Annotated in this window: 13 protein-coding genes; 11 read left to right on the top strand and 2 right to left on the bottom strand. The window is 56.8% G+C overall.

The features are described 5' to 3' along the window. Positions 1 to 24: 24 nt before the first annotated feature. Positions 25 to 1,512 (bottom strand): exopolyphosphatase, encoded by a 1,488-nt coding sequence (gene ppx, locus ID864_RS22050; RefSeq protein WP_062818053.1) that lies wholly within the window; start codon positions 1,510 to 1,512, stop codon positions 25 to 27. Positions 1,513 to 1,518: 6 nt separating this feature from the next. After that, positions 1,519 to 2,811 (bottom strand): ATP-dependent RNA helicase RhlB, encoded by a 1,293-nt coding sequence (gene rhlB, locus ID864_RS22045; protein ID WP_048914346.1) that lies wholly within the window; start codon positions 2,809 to 2,811, stop codon positions 1,519 to 1,521. 129 nt (positions 2,812 to 2,940) lie between these two features. Between rhlB and trxA the strand changes: the two genes are divergently transcribed. From trxA to wzyE, 11 genes are all read left to right on the top strand, one after another. Next, entirely contained in the window at positions 2,941 to 3,270 is a 330-nt protein-coding gene (gene trxA, locus ID864_RS22040) for a thioredoxin TrxA (RefSeq protein ID WP_048914347.1), read from the top strand. Between the two features lie 364 nt (positions 3,271 to 3,634). Beyond that, positions 3,635 to 4,894: a transcription termination factor Rho gene (gene rho, locus ID864_RS22035; RefSeq protein WP_048914348.1), complete on the top strand. Its 1,260-nt coding sequence runs from the start codon at positions 3,635 to 3,637 to the stop codon at positions 4,892 to 4,894. 288 nt (positions 4,895 to 5,182) lie between these two features. After that, positions 5,183 to 6,286: a UDP-N-acetylglucosamine--undecaprenyl-phosphate N-acetylglucosaminephosphotransferase gene (wecA, locus tag ID864_RS22030; RefSeq protein ID WP_187498123.1), complete on the top strand. Its 1,104-nt coding sequence runs from the start codon at positions 5,183 to 5,185 to the stop codon at positions 6,284 to 6,286. A 28-nt stretch (positions 6,287 to 6,314) separates the two neighbouring features. Next, the gene (gene wzzE / locus ID864_RS22025; RefSeq protein WP_048914350.1) at positions 6,315 to 7,346 is read left to right on the top strand and encodes an ECA polysaccharide chain length modulation protein; all 1,032 of its coding nucleotides are present in this window, start codon (positions 6,315 to 6,317) and stop codon (positions 7,344 to 7,346) included. Between the two features lie 30 nt (positions 7,347 to 7,376). Then, complete coding sequence (wecB, locus tag ID864_RS22020; protein ID WP_048914351.1) at positions 7,377 to 8,507, top strand: non-hydrolyzing UDP-N-acetylglucosamine 2-epimerase; 1,131 nt, start codon at positions 7,377 to 7,379, stop codon at positions 8,505 to 8,507. Next, positions 8,504 to 9,766, top strand: coding sequence for a UDP-N-acetyl-D-mannosamine dehydrogenase (wecC, locus tag ID864_RS22015; RefSeq protein WP_133622266.1), 1,263 nt, complete (start codon positions 8,504 to 8,506; stop codon positions 9,764 to 9,766). Before wecB ends, wecC begins: the two co-directional genes overlap by 4 nt. A gap of 12 nt (positions 9,767 to 9,778) precedes the next feature. After that, positions 9,779 to 10,474 carry a dTDP-4-amino-4,6-dideoxy-D-galactose acyltransferase gene (gene rffC / locus ID864_RS22010; RefSeq protein ID WP_396018895.1) on the top strand — a complete coding sequence of 232 codons (696 nt, stop codon included), beginning with the start codon at positions 9,779 to 9,781 and terminating at the stop codon, positions 10,472 to 10,474. Then, positions 10,471 to 11,601, top strand: a complete 1,131-nt coding sequence (rffA, locus tag ID864_RS22005) for a dTDP-4-amino-4,6-dideoxygalactose transaminase (protein WP_048914354.1) — start codon at positions 10,471 to 10,473, stop codon at positions 11,599 to 11,601. The genes rffC and rffA overlap by 4 nt, the downstream gene beginning before the upstream one ends. A 1-nt stretch (position 11,602) precedes the next feature. Continuing rightward, entirely contained in the window at positions 11,603 to 12,853 is a 1,251-nt protein-coding gene (gene wzxE / locus ID864_RS22000) for a lipid III flippase WzxE (protein ID WP_048914355.1), read from the top strand. Beyond that, positions 12,850 to 13,926, top strand: coding sequence for a TDP-N-acetylfucosamine:lipid II N-acetylfucosaminyltransferase (locus tag ID864_RS21995; RefSeq protein ID WP_191150364.1), 1,077 nt, complete (start codon positions 12,850 to 12,852; stop codon positions 13,924 to 13,926). The genes wzxE and ID864_RS21995 overlap by 4 nt, the downstream gene beginning before the upstream one ends. Further along, the gene (gene wzyE, locus ID864_RS21990) at positions 13,923 to 15,269 is read left to right on the top strand and encodes an ECA oligosaccharide polymerase (protein ID WP_048914357.1); all 1,347 of its coding nucleotides are present in this window, start codon (positions 13,923 to 13,925) and stop codon (positions 15,267 to 15,269) included. Before ID864_RS21995 ends, wzyE begins: the two co-directional genes overlap by 4 nt. The last annotated feature ends 18 nt before the right edge of the window (positions 15,270 to 15,287 follow it).

Raw genomic sequence — 15,287 nt, 5'->3', positions numbered from 1 at the left:
ATTACCGAGCGTAGTAGATTTTAATTAATGACTAATGACTAATGACCAGTGCACATAGCTCTGCCAGTGTGCTTCCTGCTCCAGCAGCTCAGCGCGCAGAGGATGGGCATCCAGCCAGCCCTGCGGCAGCGTCAGCGTCAGGTTGTCCTCATCTGCCTGCAAACGGACCGCAGGCAGCGTGTCATCGCGGCGGCGGCTGGCAAAAATGATCGCCAGACGCAGCAGGCGGCTAAGCCGTTCAGCCACGCGCGGCGGCACGGCATTCTGCTGGCTTAACAGCGCCAAATCGATGCTGTTGACCTGATTTTGCAGCAGCGTTGCCAGCAGCTTTTTCTGCGCGGGGGTAAAGCCTGGCAGATCGAGATGGCGCACCAGATATGCGGAGTGCTGCGGAGCCTGGCGGAAATCCACGCTTAAACCAATTTCATGGATCAGGCAGGCGCTATCCAACAGTTCACGGCTGCGATCGTCCAGCTTCCAGCTCTGCCCCACCTGGCGGGCGAAGGTATCGGCTAACTGACGCACGCGGTCAGCCTGCTCGGGATCGATAGCAAAACGGCGCTGGATATTATGCAGCGTGCGGTTGCGAATATCGCGATCCACCGGCAGGTGCAGCATGCCGTAAACCAATCCTTCGCGCAGTGCGCCGCCGGCCAGCGTCATGCTGGTAATATTCAGTTCATTAAAGATGGCGATGAGAATGGATAAGCCGCTCGGGAAAACCAGCGCGCGCTCAAGGGTCAGCCCCTCAATCTCCAGCTCTTCCAGTTTGCCGCACTGGATGGCGCGCTGTTTGAGCTGCTGAAGCTTACTCAGCGTAATACGCTCATCCATGCCCTGCGCCATCATAATTTCCTGCAGCGCCTGAACGGTGCCGGAAGCCCCGACGCAAACCTGCCAGCCCTGTTCGCGCAGCGCACCGGCCACCGGCCGGATCATCGCCCGCGCGGCCTGTTCGGCCTGTTCGAAATTCTCTTTACCCAGATGACGATCGGTAAAATAGCGCTCCAGCCAGGTCACGCAGCCCATCGACAGGCTGAACAGCGTAGTGGCCTGCGAACCCTTGCCGGTGACCAGCTCGGTGCTGCCGCCGCCGATATCCACCACCAGTCGCTTATCCGAACCGCCGGTGGTATGCGCGACGCCCTGATAAATCAGGCGAGCTTCCTCCTCACCGCTGATCACATTGACCGGGCAACCCAGGATTTTCTCAGCTTTTACGAGGAATTCACCGGCGTTTGAGGCAATACGCAGGGTGGCGGTGGCGACGACGCGGATCTGCTGCGGTGGGATATCCTGCAGCTGCTCGGAGAACAGCCGCAGGCACTGCCAGCCACGCTCCATCGCCTCTTCCGAGAGATGGTGGCTGGCATCAAGCCCGGCAGCCAGGCGAACCTTACGCTTGATGCGGGCAATGGTCTGGATACTGCCAGCCACTTCGCGCACCACCAACATATGAAAGCTGTTCGATCCTAAATCGATGGCAGCATAGAGTGATGATGCGCTCAGCATGGCGTTTTAACCTGAACGTTTACGGTTAGGGCTACGCGGCGCGCTGCTGCGGCGGTTGTTATTTCCCCCACGGCGCGGACCATTTCCAGAACGCGTTCGGGTTAAGCGTTTTGGCGGCGGCAGATCGCTCATCAGCGCATCGCTGTTATAGCGGCTGACGGCAATGCTATGGCCAATATAGTCTTCAATCGCCGGCAGGTTGAGAGCGTACTCTTCACAGGCCAGGCTGATTGAGTGACCGTTGGCACCGGCACGACCGGTACGGCCAATGCGGTGAACATAGTCTTCACGGTCATCAGGCAGATCGTAGTTGAAGACGTGGGTCACGGCTGGAATGTGCAGACCACGTGCCGCAACGTCGGTAGCGACCAGGATATCAACATCACCTTTGGTGAAATCATCCAGAATACGCAGGCGTTTCTTCTGTGCCACATCGCCGGTCAGCAGGCCCACGCGGTGACCATCGGCAGCCAGATGGCCCCAGATATCTTCACAGCGGTGCTTGGTATTCGCGAAGATGATCGCGCGATCGGGCCACTCTTCTTCCAGCAGCGTTTGCAGTAAACGCATTTTCTCTTCGTTGGAAGGGTAGAACAGCTCTTCTTTGATGCGATGTCCGGTTTTCTGTTCCGGTTCAACTTCAACGTATTCCGCGTTGTTCATATTCTCAAAGGCCAGTTCACGCACGCGGAAGGAGAGGGTGGCGGAGAACAGCATATTGAGGCGCTGGTTAGCGGCAGGCATGCGGCGGAACAACCAGCGAATGTCTTTAATGAAGCCGAGGTCAAACATCCGGTCAGCTTCGTCGAGTACCACCACCTGGATGGCGCCTAAATTCACATGATTCTGTTTAGCGTAATCGATTAAACGACCCGTGGTGGCGATAAGAACATCGACGCCGCTTTCGAGCACTTTCAGCTGTTTATCGTAGCCATCGCCGCCGTAAGCCAGGCCCAGTTTCAGCCCGGTAACCTGCGCCAGCGGTTCTGCATCCGCATGGATCTGCACCGCCAGTTCGCGCGTCGGTGCCAGGATCAGCGCGCGCGGTTGGTTAACCTGGCGACCTTCCGGGGCGGGGTGAGAAAGAAGATGATGGAACGTTGACGTCAGGAACGCCATCGTTTTGCCGGTACCGGTTTGCGCCTGACCTGCTACATCACGCCCGGAGAGCGTAAACGGTAATGCCAGCGCCTGAATAGGCGTGCAATTATGAAACCCTTTAGTTTCAAGGGCTTCAATCACCTGAGGGTGCAGGGCGAAGTCGGAAAACTTCTGTTCTGTTAAGTGTGTTTTGCTCATAGTGTGGTAGAATATCAGCTTACTATTGCTTTACGAAAGCATATCCGGTGAAATAAAAGCAGTGCAATAAACTCAGCCTGATGCTGCTTAATGCTACATCAAAGGTAAAGATAATCCCTTGGAGTAAACATGAGCGATAAAATTACCCACGTGACCGATGACAGCTTTGACGCCGACGTTCTGAAAGCAGAAGATTTGGTACTGGTCGACTTCTGGGCAGAATGGTGCGGTCCTTGTAAGATGATCGCCCCTATTCTCGATGAAGTGGCTGCCGAATATGAAGGCAAGCTGAAAATCGCTAAGTTGAACATTGATGAGAACCCAGCAACGGCGCCTAAGTACGGCATCCGTGGTATCCCAACCCTGCTGCTGTTCAAAAATGGCGAAGTGGCTGCGACCAAAGTCGGCGCACTCTCTAAAGGCCAGCTCAAAGAGTTCCTGAACGCGAACCTGGGCTAATCATGCCTTGCCGGCGTTTTGCGGTTTGATTTTTCATCTATCCGCTAGACGCCCGGCATTAAGCGTGCTAAGTTAAATCCACTGCACGACGAACTTACCTTGTAGTTTGCACCTTATAGAATGACTCCTTGTTGAACGCTGTATTCATCAGAATCTTACAGACATTCAGCAATCTGACGGTTAGTATCTACTGAATTTCCGGCTTCTTGTCCTCACCGTCTCCTCGTTTCAGATCTGCGTTTTCCTGCACGTGATCATCGAGCGGACTTCGGAACCAAGAGCCAATTAAACAGGCATGGATCTTTCGCCATACCATTTACGACAAACAATTCAAGTTTTACCCCGAGTTTAAGAACCCACCATTATGAATCTTACCGAATTAAAAAATACGCCGGTTTCAGACCTGATTACCCTCGGCGAAAATATGGGGCTGGAAAACCTGGCGCGCTTGCGCAAACAGGACATCATTTTCGCCATCCTCAAGCAGCATGCTAAAAGTGGCGAAGACATCTTCGGCGATGGCGTACTCGAGATATTGCAGGATGGATTTGGTTTCCTCCGCTCTGGAGACAGTTCCTACCTCGCCGGTCCCGATGATATCTACGTTTCCCCTAGTCAAATCCGCCGCTTTAACCTCCGCACTGGTGACTCCATCTCTGGCAAGATCCGTCCGCCAAAAGAGGGTGAGCGTTACTTTGCGCTGCTGAAAGTTAACGAAGTTAACTACGACAAACCGGAAAATGCCCGTAACAAAATCCTGTTTGAAAACTTAACGCCGCTGCATGCCAACTCACGTCTGCGCATGGAGCGTGGTAACGGCTCCACCGAAGATTTGACCGCTCGCGTACTGGATCTGGCTTCGCCGATCGGTCGTGGCCAGCGTGGTCTGATTGTGGCACCGCCGAAAGCCGGTAAAACCATGCTGCTGCAGAACATTGCGCAGAGCATCGCCTACAACCATCCAGACTGCGTGCTGATGGTGCTGCTGATTGACGAACGTCCGGAAGAAGTTACCGAGATGCAGCGTCTGGTTAAAGGTGAAGTGATCGCTTCCACCTTTGACGAACCGGCATCACGCCACGTTCAGGTTGCTGAGATGGTGATCGAGAAGGCCAAGCGCCTGGTCGAACACAAAAAAGACGTGATCATCCTGCTCGACTCCATTACCCGTCTGGCGCGTGCCTATAACACCGTGGTTCCTGCTTCTGGCAAGGTACTGACCGGTGGTGTGGATGCCAACGCCCTGCATCGTCCGAAGCGTTTCTTCGGTGCTGCGCGTAACGTGGAAGAGGGTGGAAGCCTGACTATCATCGCCACCGCACTGGTTGATACCGGTTCGAAGATGGATGAAGTGATCTACGAAGAGTTTAAAGGTACCGGCAACATGGAACTGCATCTGGCGCGTAAAATCGCTGAGAAGCGCGTGTTCCCTGCTATCGATTACAACCGTTCAGGTACCCGTAAAGAAGAGTTGCTGACCACGTCAGAAGAGCTGCAGAAAATGTGGATCCTGCGCAAGATTATTCACCCAATGGGCGAAATCGACGCAATGGAGTTCCTCATCAACAAGCTGGCGATGACGAAAACCAACGATGAATTCTTCGATATGATGAAGCGTTCATAACTGGCTGGTTGCCGGGGGCTAAACGGTCGAATTGCCGTTTTACAACACTACCCCCGTCAATAAACAGATGAAAACTCGGGTAACGCCACGCATAGTCGTGGCGTTTTTTGTTTTTGGCCTATAGGCTATTCTGATTATGGAGAATTAGACCTAATGTGCGGTACAGGGCGAAGTTATATGGTGCATTGATGATGCGCGCCCTGGTGAATAAAATCAGAATTATACGGGTGCTAATGGCATGAAAATTGCTTATAACACTGCGCAATTCTTATCAGAGAGCTGGTTAATGTGAATTTACTCAATACGAGTACGGAGCTTGCCCTAACTTTTTTATTTTCATTGGCATTTCTTTTTTTCGCGCGTAAAGCCGCTATTAAAGTTGGACTGGTGGATAAACCCAACTACCGCAAACGACATCAGGGCGCGATTCCGCTGGTTGGTGGCATCTCCGTGTTTGCTGGCAGCTGTTTCGCTTTTGCATTGACGAATTTCTATGTGCCTAACGTCCTGCTGTATCTCAGCTGTGCCGGCTGTCTGGTATTCGTCGGCGCGCTCGATGATCGTTTCGACATCAGTGTAAAACTGCGCGCGGTGGTTCAGGCCGGCGTGGCGGTTGTCATGATGATGAAAGCCAAACTCTATCTGCTAAGCCTTGGCTACATCTTCGGCCCCTGGGAGCTGGTGGTCGGGCCGTTTGGCTATGTTCTGACGCTATTTGCCGTCTGGGCCGCGATCAACGCCTTCAACATGGTTGACGGCATTGATGGTCTGTTGGGGGGACTGTCCTGCGTCACCTTCCTCGCCATTGGCGTTATCCTGCTGCTGGATGGCCAGAGCAGCCTGGCGATGTGGTGCTTTATTATGATGGCCGCCATCATTCCGTATATTTTGCTCAACCTCGGCATGTTTGGTCGCCGCTACAAAGTTTTCATGGGAGATGCCGGCAGCACGCTGATTGGCTTCACCATTATCTGGATCCTGCTGGAGGCCACCCAGGGTCCGAGCCATCCTATTACCCCGGTCACCGCGCTATGGCTGATTGCTATTCCGTTAATGGATATGGTAGCGATTATGTATCGCCGCCTGAGCAAGGGGATGAGTCCCTTCTCGGCAGATCGGCAGCACATTCACCACCTGATCATGCGTGCGGGCTTCACCTCCCGCCAGGCGTTTGTCCTGATCACCGCCGCCGCTGCGCTGCTGGCTGCGGTGGGTGTGCTCGGCGAATACCTGACCTTTGTCCCGGAATGGGCGATGTTGGTACTTTTCTTGCTGGCTTTCATGCTGTACGGCTACTGCATCAAGCGGGCATGGCGCGTTGCGCGCATGATTAAAAGATGGAAGCGCCGACTGCGTAATCACCATAACGAGAAGAAAACCTCTACTGACTAAGTCAGCCTGACAACAAGGAACCTGAAGTATGACCTATCCTGACGCGGCGGATAACGAGCTGGATATTCGTGGTCTTTGCTGCACGCTGTGGCGCGGTAAATTCTGGATTGTCGCCGGTGGCGCACTGTTTGCCGCCCTGGCCTTTATTTACTCGCTGCTGGTTACGCCGAAATGGAGTACTACCGCGATTGTCGATCGTCCGACGGTGAACATGCTTTCCGGCTATTACTCGCAGCAGCAGTTTTTAAATAATCTGGATGTCCGTTCGGGCAGCCTGACCGTGGCCCCACCTACAGTGATGGATGAGGCGTATCAGGAGTTCATCATGCAGCTGTTTGCCTGGGATACCCGGCGTGATTTCTGGCTGCAGACCGACTATTACAAACAGCGGAAAACCGGTAATGCCAGGGAAGACGCAGCCCTGTTGGATGAGCTGATTGCCAATATTCAGCTGCAGCCCGCCGACAGCGCGAAGAATATCAAGGATAGCGTGACGCTGGTGGCTGAGACCGCCGCCGACGCCAACACTCTGCTGCGCCAGTACGTGGCCTTCGCTAATGCGCGCGCCACGGTACATCTGAATGAAGAGCTGGCGGCCGACTGGGCAGCCCGCAGCATTCAGCTAAAAGCGCAGATAAAGCGCCAGGAAGCGGTAGCAAAAGCGATTTACGACCGTCAGGTGAACAGCGTACAGCAGGCGTTAAAAATTGCTCAGCAGCAGGGCTTAGAGCAGTCGAAAACTCAGACGCCATCCGAACAGCTGCCGGATTCCGAACTGTTCCTGCTGGGGCGCCCGCTGCTGCAGGGGCGTCTGGAAAACCTTCAGGCCAGCGGTCCGTCTTACGATCTGGACTACGACCAGAACCGGGCTATGCAGGCGACGCTGAGTGTCGGGCCAACGCTGGTGCCGTCTTTCCACACCTGGCGCTACCTGCGCACCCCGGAGGAGCCGGTCAAGCGTGACAGCCCGCGCCGCGTGCTGCTGATGGTGATGTGGGGCGCTGTAGGGGTTCTGCTGGGTGCCGGAACGGCTCTGGTCCGTCGCAGAAAGTGTCACTAAGTTAAATACGAGCGAATTAAGAGAGTCACGGTGAAAGTATTAACAGTTTTTGGCACGCGCCCCGAAGCGATTAAAATGGCGCCGCTGGTGCATGCGCTGGCGCAGGAAGAGGGTATCGAGTCACGCTTATGCGTGACGGCACAGCATCGCGAAATGCTCGATCAGGTGCTGCAGCTGTTTTCAATCGTGCCGGACTACGATCTTAATATTATGCAGCCGGGACAGGGGTTAACCGAGATCACCAGCCGTATTCTGGAAGGGCTGAAAACGGTATTTAGCGACTTCACTCCTGATGTGGTGCTGGTACACGGTGACACCACCACCACTTTTGCCGCCAGCCTTGCGGCTTTCTACCACCGTATTCCCGTAGGGCACGTGGAGGCCGGGCTGCGTACCGGCGATCTGTGGTCACCGTGGCCGGAAGAAGCCAACCGTACGCTGACCGGGCACCTGGCGAGCTACCACTTCACGCCCACCACCACTTCGCAGCAAAATCTGCTGCGCGAGAATCTGCCTGCCCAGCGCATTTTCGTCACCGGTAATACGGTGATCGACGCGCTGTTCTGGGTGCGTGACCGCGTGCTGAGTGATGATGCATTGCGTAACAGTCTTGCGGCGCGCTATCCATTCCTGGCTGCGGACAAGAAGATGATTCTGGTCACGGGGCACCGCCGTGAGAGCTTCGGCGACGGATTTGAGCGTATCTGTAATGCGCTGGCGGAAATTGCCCGCCTGCATCCCGATACGCAGATTGTTTACCCGGTGCATCTCAACCCCAACGTCAGCGAGCCGGTTAACCGCATTTTGAGTGGGATCGACAACATTATTCTGATCGAGCCGCAGGAGTACCTGCCGTTTGTCTGGCTGATGGACCGCGCCTGGCTGATCCTCACCGATTCCGGTGGCATTCAGGAAGAAGCGCCGTCGCTGGGCAAACCGGTGCTGGTGATGCGCGATACCACCGAGCGCCCGGAAGCGGTTGCTGCCGGTACGGTGATGCTGGTCGGCACCGATGGCGCGAAAATTGTCAGTGAAGTCAACCGTTTACTTACCGATGAGGAAGCGTGGCACACCATGAGCCGCGCACATAATCCTTACGGAGACGGACTGGCCTGCCAGCGTATTGTGCAGGCGCTTAAACACAACCGGATTACATTATGAGTTTCAACACCATTTCTGTTATCGGGCTGGGCTACATCGGCCTGCCCACTGCCGCGGCCTTTGCTTCCTGCCAGAAGCAGGTGATCGGCATCGATATTAATGCGCACGCGGTGGAGACCATCAATCGTGGCGACATTCATATCGTTGAGCCGGACCTCGACCGCGTGGTGAAAACCGCCGTCGAGGGCGGCTATTTGCGTGCTGCCACTCAGCCACAGGCTGCAGATGCATTTCTGATCGCCGTTCCCACGCCGTTTAAAGGCGAGCATCAGCCGGATATGGCCTTTGTCCGGGCGGCGGCAGAGTCCCTGGCGCCAGTGCTGAAGAAGGGCGATCTGGTGATCCTCGAATCCACCTCTCCGGTGGGGGCTACCGAGCAGATGGCCGCGTGGCTGGCGGCAGCGCGCCCGGACCTGAGCTTCCCGCAGCAGGCGGGTGAGCAGGCGGACATTCAGGTTGCCTACTGCCCGGAGCGCGTCTTGCCGGGTCAGGTGATGGTTGAGCTGTTTAAAAATGACCGTGTGATAGGCGGTATGACGGCCGTCTGCTCGCAGCGCGCCTGCGATCTGTACAATATCTTTCTCGAAGGAGAGTGCGTGGTCACCAATTCGCGCACCGCTGAAATGTGTAAGCTCACCGAGAACAGCTTCCGCGACGTCAATATTGCCTTCGCTAACGAGCTGTCGTTGATCTGCGCCGAGCAGGATATCAACGTCTGGGAGCTGATACGTCTCGCCAACCGCCATCCGCGCGTGAACATTCTGCAACCCGGCCCGGGCGTTGGCGGGCACTGCATCGCCGTCGATCCGTGGTTTATCGTGGCGCAAAATCCCGAGCAGGCGCGGTTGATCCGCACCGCGCGCGAAGTGAATGACGGTAAACCGCACTGGGTGCTGGAGCAGGTGCAGCGCCGGGTTGCCGACTGCCTGATGAGCAGCAACAAGCGCGCCAGCGAGCTGAAAATTGCCTGCCTGGGCCTGGCGTTCAAGCCCGATATTGACGACCTGCGTGAAAGCCCGGCCGTTCAGGTAACGAAGCTGATCGCCGACTGGCATCAGGGCAGCACGCTGGTGGTCGAACCTAACGTGCAGCAGCTGCCCGCGAAGCTGCAGCAAAGCGTCACGCTGGTGGCGCTGGATGACGCCCTGCAGCAGGCTGATGTACTGGTGCTGCTGGTCGATCACCGTCAGTTTAAAGCCATCGATCCCGCCAGTGTAAACCAGCCGTGGGTTGTGGATACCAAAGGAGTATGGCGATGAGAGATTCGAGCTGTGAACGGCACGCTTAAACCCCTCCTCTGGGAGAACAGGTTCTTTAACCGGCAGAGTGCGCTGCTGGAGCTGGGCGGTGAGCATCAGCTGGATAGCGTTCAGCTCGACGACTGGCCGCTGGTGCAGGTCAAGGTGCTGACGCAGCAGAGCGCAGAGCTGGATGCGCTCAGCGCGCTCGGTTTTCGCCTGGTGGAAGGGGAAGCGGACTGCGTGTTGGGCATCACGCCGGTGGAGCGCCCAACCGGCGTGCGTATTGCGCGCGCGGAACATATCCCGGCGCTGCGCAAGGCCGCGGAAGAAGCATTCACCTTTAGCCGTTTTCGTGCCCCGTGGTATGCATCCGGCGACAGCGGACGCTTCTATGCGCAGTGGGTGGAAAACGCGGTGCGCGGCACCTTTGATCATCAGTGCCTGTTGGCGGTGGATGAGCAGGGTAATATGCAGGGCTTTGTCTCCCTGCGTGAGCTGGATGACGGCACCGCGCGCATTGGCCTGCTGGCGGTATTACCTGCGGCTCAGGGGCTGGGCATCGGCCAGCGGTTGATGAATGCGGCGAACGACTGGTGCCGCGCACGCCGCCTGACACGACTTCACGTCGCCACGCAGCTGGGCAACCTCGCTGCGCTGCGTCTTTATCTTCGCTGCGGCGGCGTGATTGAACGCACCGCATACTGGTTATACAGGGAAACACCATGATTCCGTTTAATGCGCCGCCGGTGGTGGGAACTGAACTTGAATATATGCAGTCGGCCATGGGCAGCGGCAAGCTGTGCGGCGATGGCGGTTTTACCCGTCGCTGCCAGCAGTGGATGGAGCAGCGCTTCGCCAGTCGTAAAGTGCTGCTCACTCCTTCCTGCACCGCTTCGCTCGAAATGGCAGCGATCCTGATTGATATTCAGCCCGGTGATGAAGTGATCATGCCGAGCTACACCTTTGTTTCGACGGCCAATGCCTTTGTGCTGCGTGGGGCGACCATCGTCTTTGTCGACGTGCGCCCGGATACCATGAATATCGATGAGAGCCTGATTGAGGCGGCGATCACCGATAAGACTAAAGCGATTGTGCCGGTGCACTATGCGGGCGTGGCCTGCGAGATGGACACCATTATGGCGCTGGCGAAAAAGCACCAGCTGTGGGTGGTGGAGGATGCTGCACAGGGAGTCATGTCGACCTATAAAGGTCGCGCGCTTGGCAGCATTGGGCATATCGGCTGCTTCAGCTTTCATGAAACCAAAAACTACACTGCGGGTGGCGAAGGTGGGGCGACGCTGGTCAACGATGCCTCGCTGGTCGAGCGTGCAGAGATCGTTCGCGAGAAAGGCACCAACCGCAGCCAGTTTTTCCGTGGTCAGGTGGATAAGTACACCTGGCGCGATATCGGTTCCAGCTATCTGATGGCCGATTTGCAGGCCGCGTATCTCTGGGCACAGCTGGAGTCGGCAGAGCGCATCAACCAGCAGCGCCTGCGGCTGTGGCAGAACTATCATGATGCCCTGCAGCCCTTAGCGGCACGCGGGCGCATCGAGCTGCCCGTCATCCCGGCAAACTGCGAACACAATGCGCATATGTTTTACCTCAAGCTGCGCGACCAGGATGACCGCAGCGCGCTGATCTCCTGGCTGAAAGAGGCCGAGATCCTCGCGGTCTTCCACTACATTCCGCTGCACAGCTCTCCTGCCGGTCTGCGTTTTGGCCGCTTCCACGGTACCGATCGTGCAACCCAGACCGAGAGTGAGCGCCTGCTGCGCCTGCCGCTGTTCTATAACCTCTCTGATAACAATCAGAAAACGGTGATCGGTTCGCTGCTGAGCTATTTCTCCTGATATGTCACTGGCAAAAGCGTCGGTGTGGACGGCCGTTTCCACACTGGTAAAGATTGCTGCCGGGCTGCTGGTGGTAAAAATGCTGGCAGTGACGTACGGACCTGCGGGCGTTGGGCAGGCGGGTAACTTCCGCCAGCTGATCACCGTGCTTGGCGTGCTGGCGGGGGCCGGAATTTTCAACGGCGTGACCAAATATGTCGCGCAGACTCAGCAGCAGCCAGCAGAACTCCGCGTGGTTCTTGGCACGGCCTCGGCGATGGTGCTCGGATTCTCCCTGCTGCTGGCTGCCGTATTCCTGCTGTTTGCTGCGCCGATAAGCCGGGCGCTGTTTGGCCACGAGCAGTATCAACAGGTGATCCGCATCGTCGCCTTTCTGCAGATGGGCATTGCCTGGGCTAATCTCGCGCTGGCGATCATGAAAGGCTTCCGCGATGCCGCAGGCAACGCGCTGGCGCTGATTGTCGGCAGCGCGATCGGGGTGGCCGCGTGGTTTGTCTGCTACTGGCTCGGCGGCTATAGCGGCGCGCTGGTGGGTCTGGCCATGGTCCCGGCTCTGGTCGTGGTGCCTGCGGTGTGGCTACTGGCGCGGCGCGGCCATTTGCCGATGCGCTATCTGCTGCCGCAGTGGCGGCCAGAGTATGCGCGCAGCCTGGGTAAGTTTACGCTGATGGCGCTGATCACCGCAGTCACGCTGCCGGTGGCGTGGATGATGATGCGTAACCTGCTGGCGCAGCACGCGGGCTGGGAGCAGGTTGGTTTGTGGCAGGGGGTGAGCAGTATTTCGGATGCCTACCTGCAGTTTATTACCGCCTCGTTCAGCGTCTATCTGCTACCTACGCTGGCCCGCCTGCAGACGAAGGCCGAGATTTCGCGTGAGATCCTCAAGTCGCTGCGCTTCGTCCTGCCCGCCGTCGCTGCGGTCAGCTTCAGCGTCTGGCTGCTGCGCGACTTTGCCATCTGGCTGCTGTTCTCCAGCCAGTTCACCGGCATGCGTGACCTGTTTGTCTGGCAGCTGATTGGCGATGTGCTGAAAGTCGGCTGCTACGTATTTGGTTACCTGGTGATCGCCAAAGCGTCACTGCGTTTTTATATTCTTACCGAGGTCAGCCAGTTTGCGCTGCTGACCGGTTTTTCCCGCTGGCTGATCCCGCTGCACGGCGCAGCAGGCGCAGCTCAGGCGTATATGGCGACCTATGTCGCTTACTTTGCACTCTGTGCTGGCGTTTTTATTATCTATCGTAGACGAGTATGACCAGAGTAATTCATCTTTTAGGCTCAGATATTCCGCATCACAACGCGACGGTGCTGGGCTTTTTTAACCAGGTTTTACATGAAGTTGCCCCATCTTCAACGCCGCGTGAGTTTTGGGTGGTGAGCGGGCAGGCCACCCTGGCTGGGCAGTATCCGCAGCTGGCTATTCGCTTGTTCTCAAGCAAGGCGGAGCTGGCGCAGACGACGATTGCTACCGCCAGCCAGCAGCGCAGCACGCGCTTCTTCTGCCACGGGCAGTTCAATCCACGCCTGTGGCTGGCCCTGCTGGCGGGCAAGATCGCACGCCAGCAGTTTTACTGGCATATCTGGGGGGCCGATCTGTATGAAGATGCGGCCAGCCTGAAGTTTCGTCTGTTCTATATGCTGCGGCGCCAGGCGCAAAAACGCGTGGGGCATGTGTTTGCCACCCGTGGCGACATCAATCACTTTCACCAGCGCTGCCCGCGCGTGCCGGCATCGCTGCTCTACTTCCCGACCCGGCTGGCGGATAGCGTGCCGGAAAGCCAGGCTGCTGACGGCCCGCTGACCATCCTGCTCGGTAATTCCGGGGATGCCAGCAATCGTCATATTCAGGCGTTAGAGGAGATCCATCAGCAGTTCGGCAATGGGGTGCAGGTGCTGGTGCCGCTGGGCTACCCGGCCAACAATGACGCCTACATCGGGCGCGTGCGTGCGGCTGCGGATGCGCTTTTTGCGCCGGGTCACGTGCAGCTGTTGACGGAAAAGTTGGCGTTCGATAACTATTTACAGCTGCTGTCTCGCTGTCACCTCGGCTATTTTATCTTCGAGCGGCAGCAGGGGATCGGCACGCTGTGTTTGCTGATGCAGGCCAACGTGCCGTTTGTGTTGAACCGCAAAAACCCGTTCTGGCAGGATCTGGCTGAACAGCAGGTGCCGGTGCTGTTCAACGGCGATGCGCTGGATGCGGCCACGGTCGCGGAGGCGCGGCGTCAGTTGCAGAGCCTGGATAAGAGCCGCATCGCCTTTTTCGAGCCGGGCTATCTGGCGGGCTGGCAACAGGCGCTGCAAACGGTGGAAGGGGAGAGCGCATGACCTTATTAGAGTTTGCCGGTCTGCTGGTCGTGTACCTGTGCTGCGGCGGATTTATCCTGACGCTGACATGGCGAGAGTTCAGGCGCGTGCGCTTCAACTTTAACGTCTTCTTCTCACTGCTGTTTTTGCTGACTTTCTTCTTTGGTTTTCCGCTGACTTGCCTGCTGGTATTTGGCTTTGACGTGCAGGTGGTGCCGCCAGAGTATCTGTTACAGGCGCTGCTGTCGGCGGGCTGTTTCTATGCCATCTACTATGTCAGCTACAAAACCCGGCTGCGCGCGCGCAGCACGGCTCCTGCACGACAGATATTTACCATCAACCGTATTGAAGCCCACCTGAGCTGGGGGCTGATGGCTCTGGTGGCGCTGGGCACCGTCAGCGTGTTCTTTATGCATAACGGCTTTCTGCTGTTTAAGCTGCACAGTTACAGCCAGATTTTCTCTGCGGATGTCTCCGGCGTGGCGCTCAAGCGCTTCTTCTACTTCTTTATTCCGGCGATGCTGGTGGTTTACTTCCTTAAGCAGGATTTACGCGGCTGGCTGTTCTTCCTCGTTGCCACCGTCGGCTTTGGTCTGCTGACCTACACCATCGTCGGCGGCACGCGCGCCAATATCATCATCGCCTTCGCCCTGTTTCTGTTTATCGGCATTATTCGCGGCTGGATCACGCTGTGGATGCTGGTGCTGGCGGGTGTGGGTGGCATTGTTGGCATGTTCTGGCTGGCGCTTAAGCGCTATAACCTCGACGTTAGCGGTCCGGAGGCGTTCTACACTTTCCTCTATCTGACGCGGGATACCTTCTCCCCCTGGGAGAATCTCGGCCTGCTGCTGCAAAACTACGACAAGATTGATTTTCAGGGGCTGGCCCCAATCTGGCGCGATTTCTATGTGTTTATCCCCAGCTGGCTGTGGCACGGGCGGCCAACAGAAGTGCTTAACAGCGCGAACTACTTTACCTGGGAAGTGCTGGATAACCACTCTGGCCTGGCGATTTCCCCCACGCTGATTGGCTCACTGGTGGTGATGGGCGGTGCGCTGTTTATCCCACTGGGTGCGGTTGCCGTCGGCATGATTATCAAATGGTTTGACTGGCTGTATGACAAAGGCCGCCATGAACCTAATCGCTATAAAGCCGCAATTCTGCAAAGCTTCTGTTTTGGCGCGGTGTTTAACATGATCGTGCTGGCGCGTGAGGGGCTGGATGCGTTTGCTTCACGCGTGGTGTTTTTCTGTATTATTTTTGCTGCCTGCGTAGTGGCCGCTAAGCTGCTGTACTGGCTGTTGGATGTGGCCGGATTAGTCCGTCCGCGGTCGACTAGCCGACCGCTGTCACCACAGCAGTAGCCTTTGTTTTGCTTATGA

Source organism: Erwinia aphidicola (genome assembly GCF_014773485.1).
Taxonomy (GTDB): domain Bacteria; phylum Pseudomonadota; class Gammaproteobacteria; order Enterobacterales; family Enterobacteriaceae; genus Erwinia; species Erwinia aphidicola.
The sequence above is the reverse complement of the archived record's forward strand: the minus strand, read 5'-3'. Positions and strand labels throughout refer to the sequence as shown.

Coding starts and splice junctions, on each gene's coding strand:
- ppx (WP_062818053.1), bottom strand. CDS start 1,512: ATGCTGAGCGCATCATCACTCTATGCTGCCATCGATTTAGGATCGAAC.
- rhlB (WP_048914346.1), bottom strand. CDS start 2,811: ATGAGCAAAACACACTTAACAGAACAGAAGTTTTCCGACTTCGCCCTG.
- trxA (WP_048914347.1), top strand. CDS start 2,941: ATGAGCGATAAAATTACCCACGTGACCGATGACAGCTTTGACGCCGAC.
- rho (WP_048914348.1), top strand. CDS start 3,635: ATGAATCTTACCGAATTAAAAAATACGCCGGTTTCAGACCTGATTACC.
- wzzE (WP_048914350.1), top strand. CDS start 6,315: ATGACCTATCCTGACGCGGCGGATAACGAGCTGGATATTCGTGGTCTT.
- wecC (WP_133622266.1), top strand. CDS start 8,504: ATGAGTTTCAACACCATTTCTGTTATCGGGCTGGGCTACATCGGCCTG.
- rffA (WP_048914354.1), top strand. CDS start 10,471: ATGATTCCGTTTAATGCGCCGCCGGTGGTGGGAACTGAACTTGAATAT.
- wzxE (WP_048914355.1), top strand. CDS start 11,603: ATGTCACTGGCAAAAGCGTCGGTGTGGACGGCCGTTTCCACACTGGTA.
- ID864_RS21995 (WP_191150364.1), top strand. CDS start 12,850: ATGACCAGAGTAATTCATCTTTTAGGCTCAGATATTCCGCATCACAAC.
- wzyE (WP_048914357.1), top strand. CDS start 13,923: ATGACCTTATTAGAGTTTGCCGGTCTGCTGGTCGTGTACCTGTGCTGC.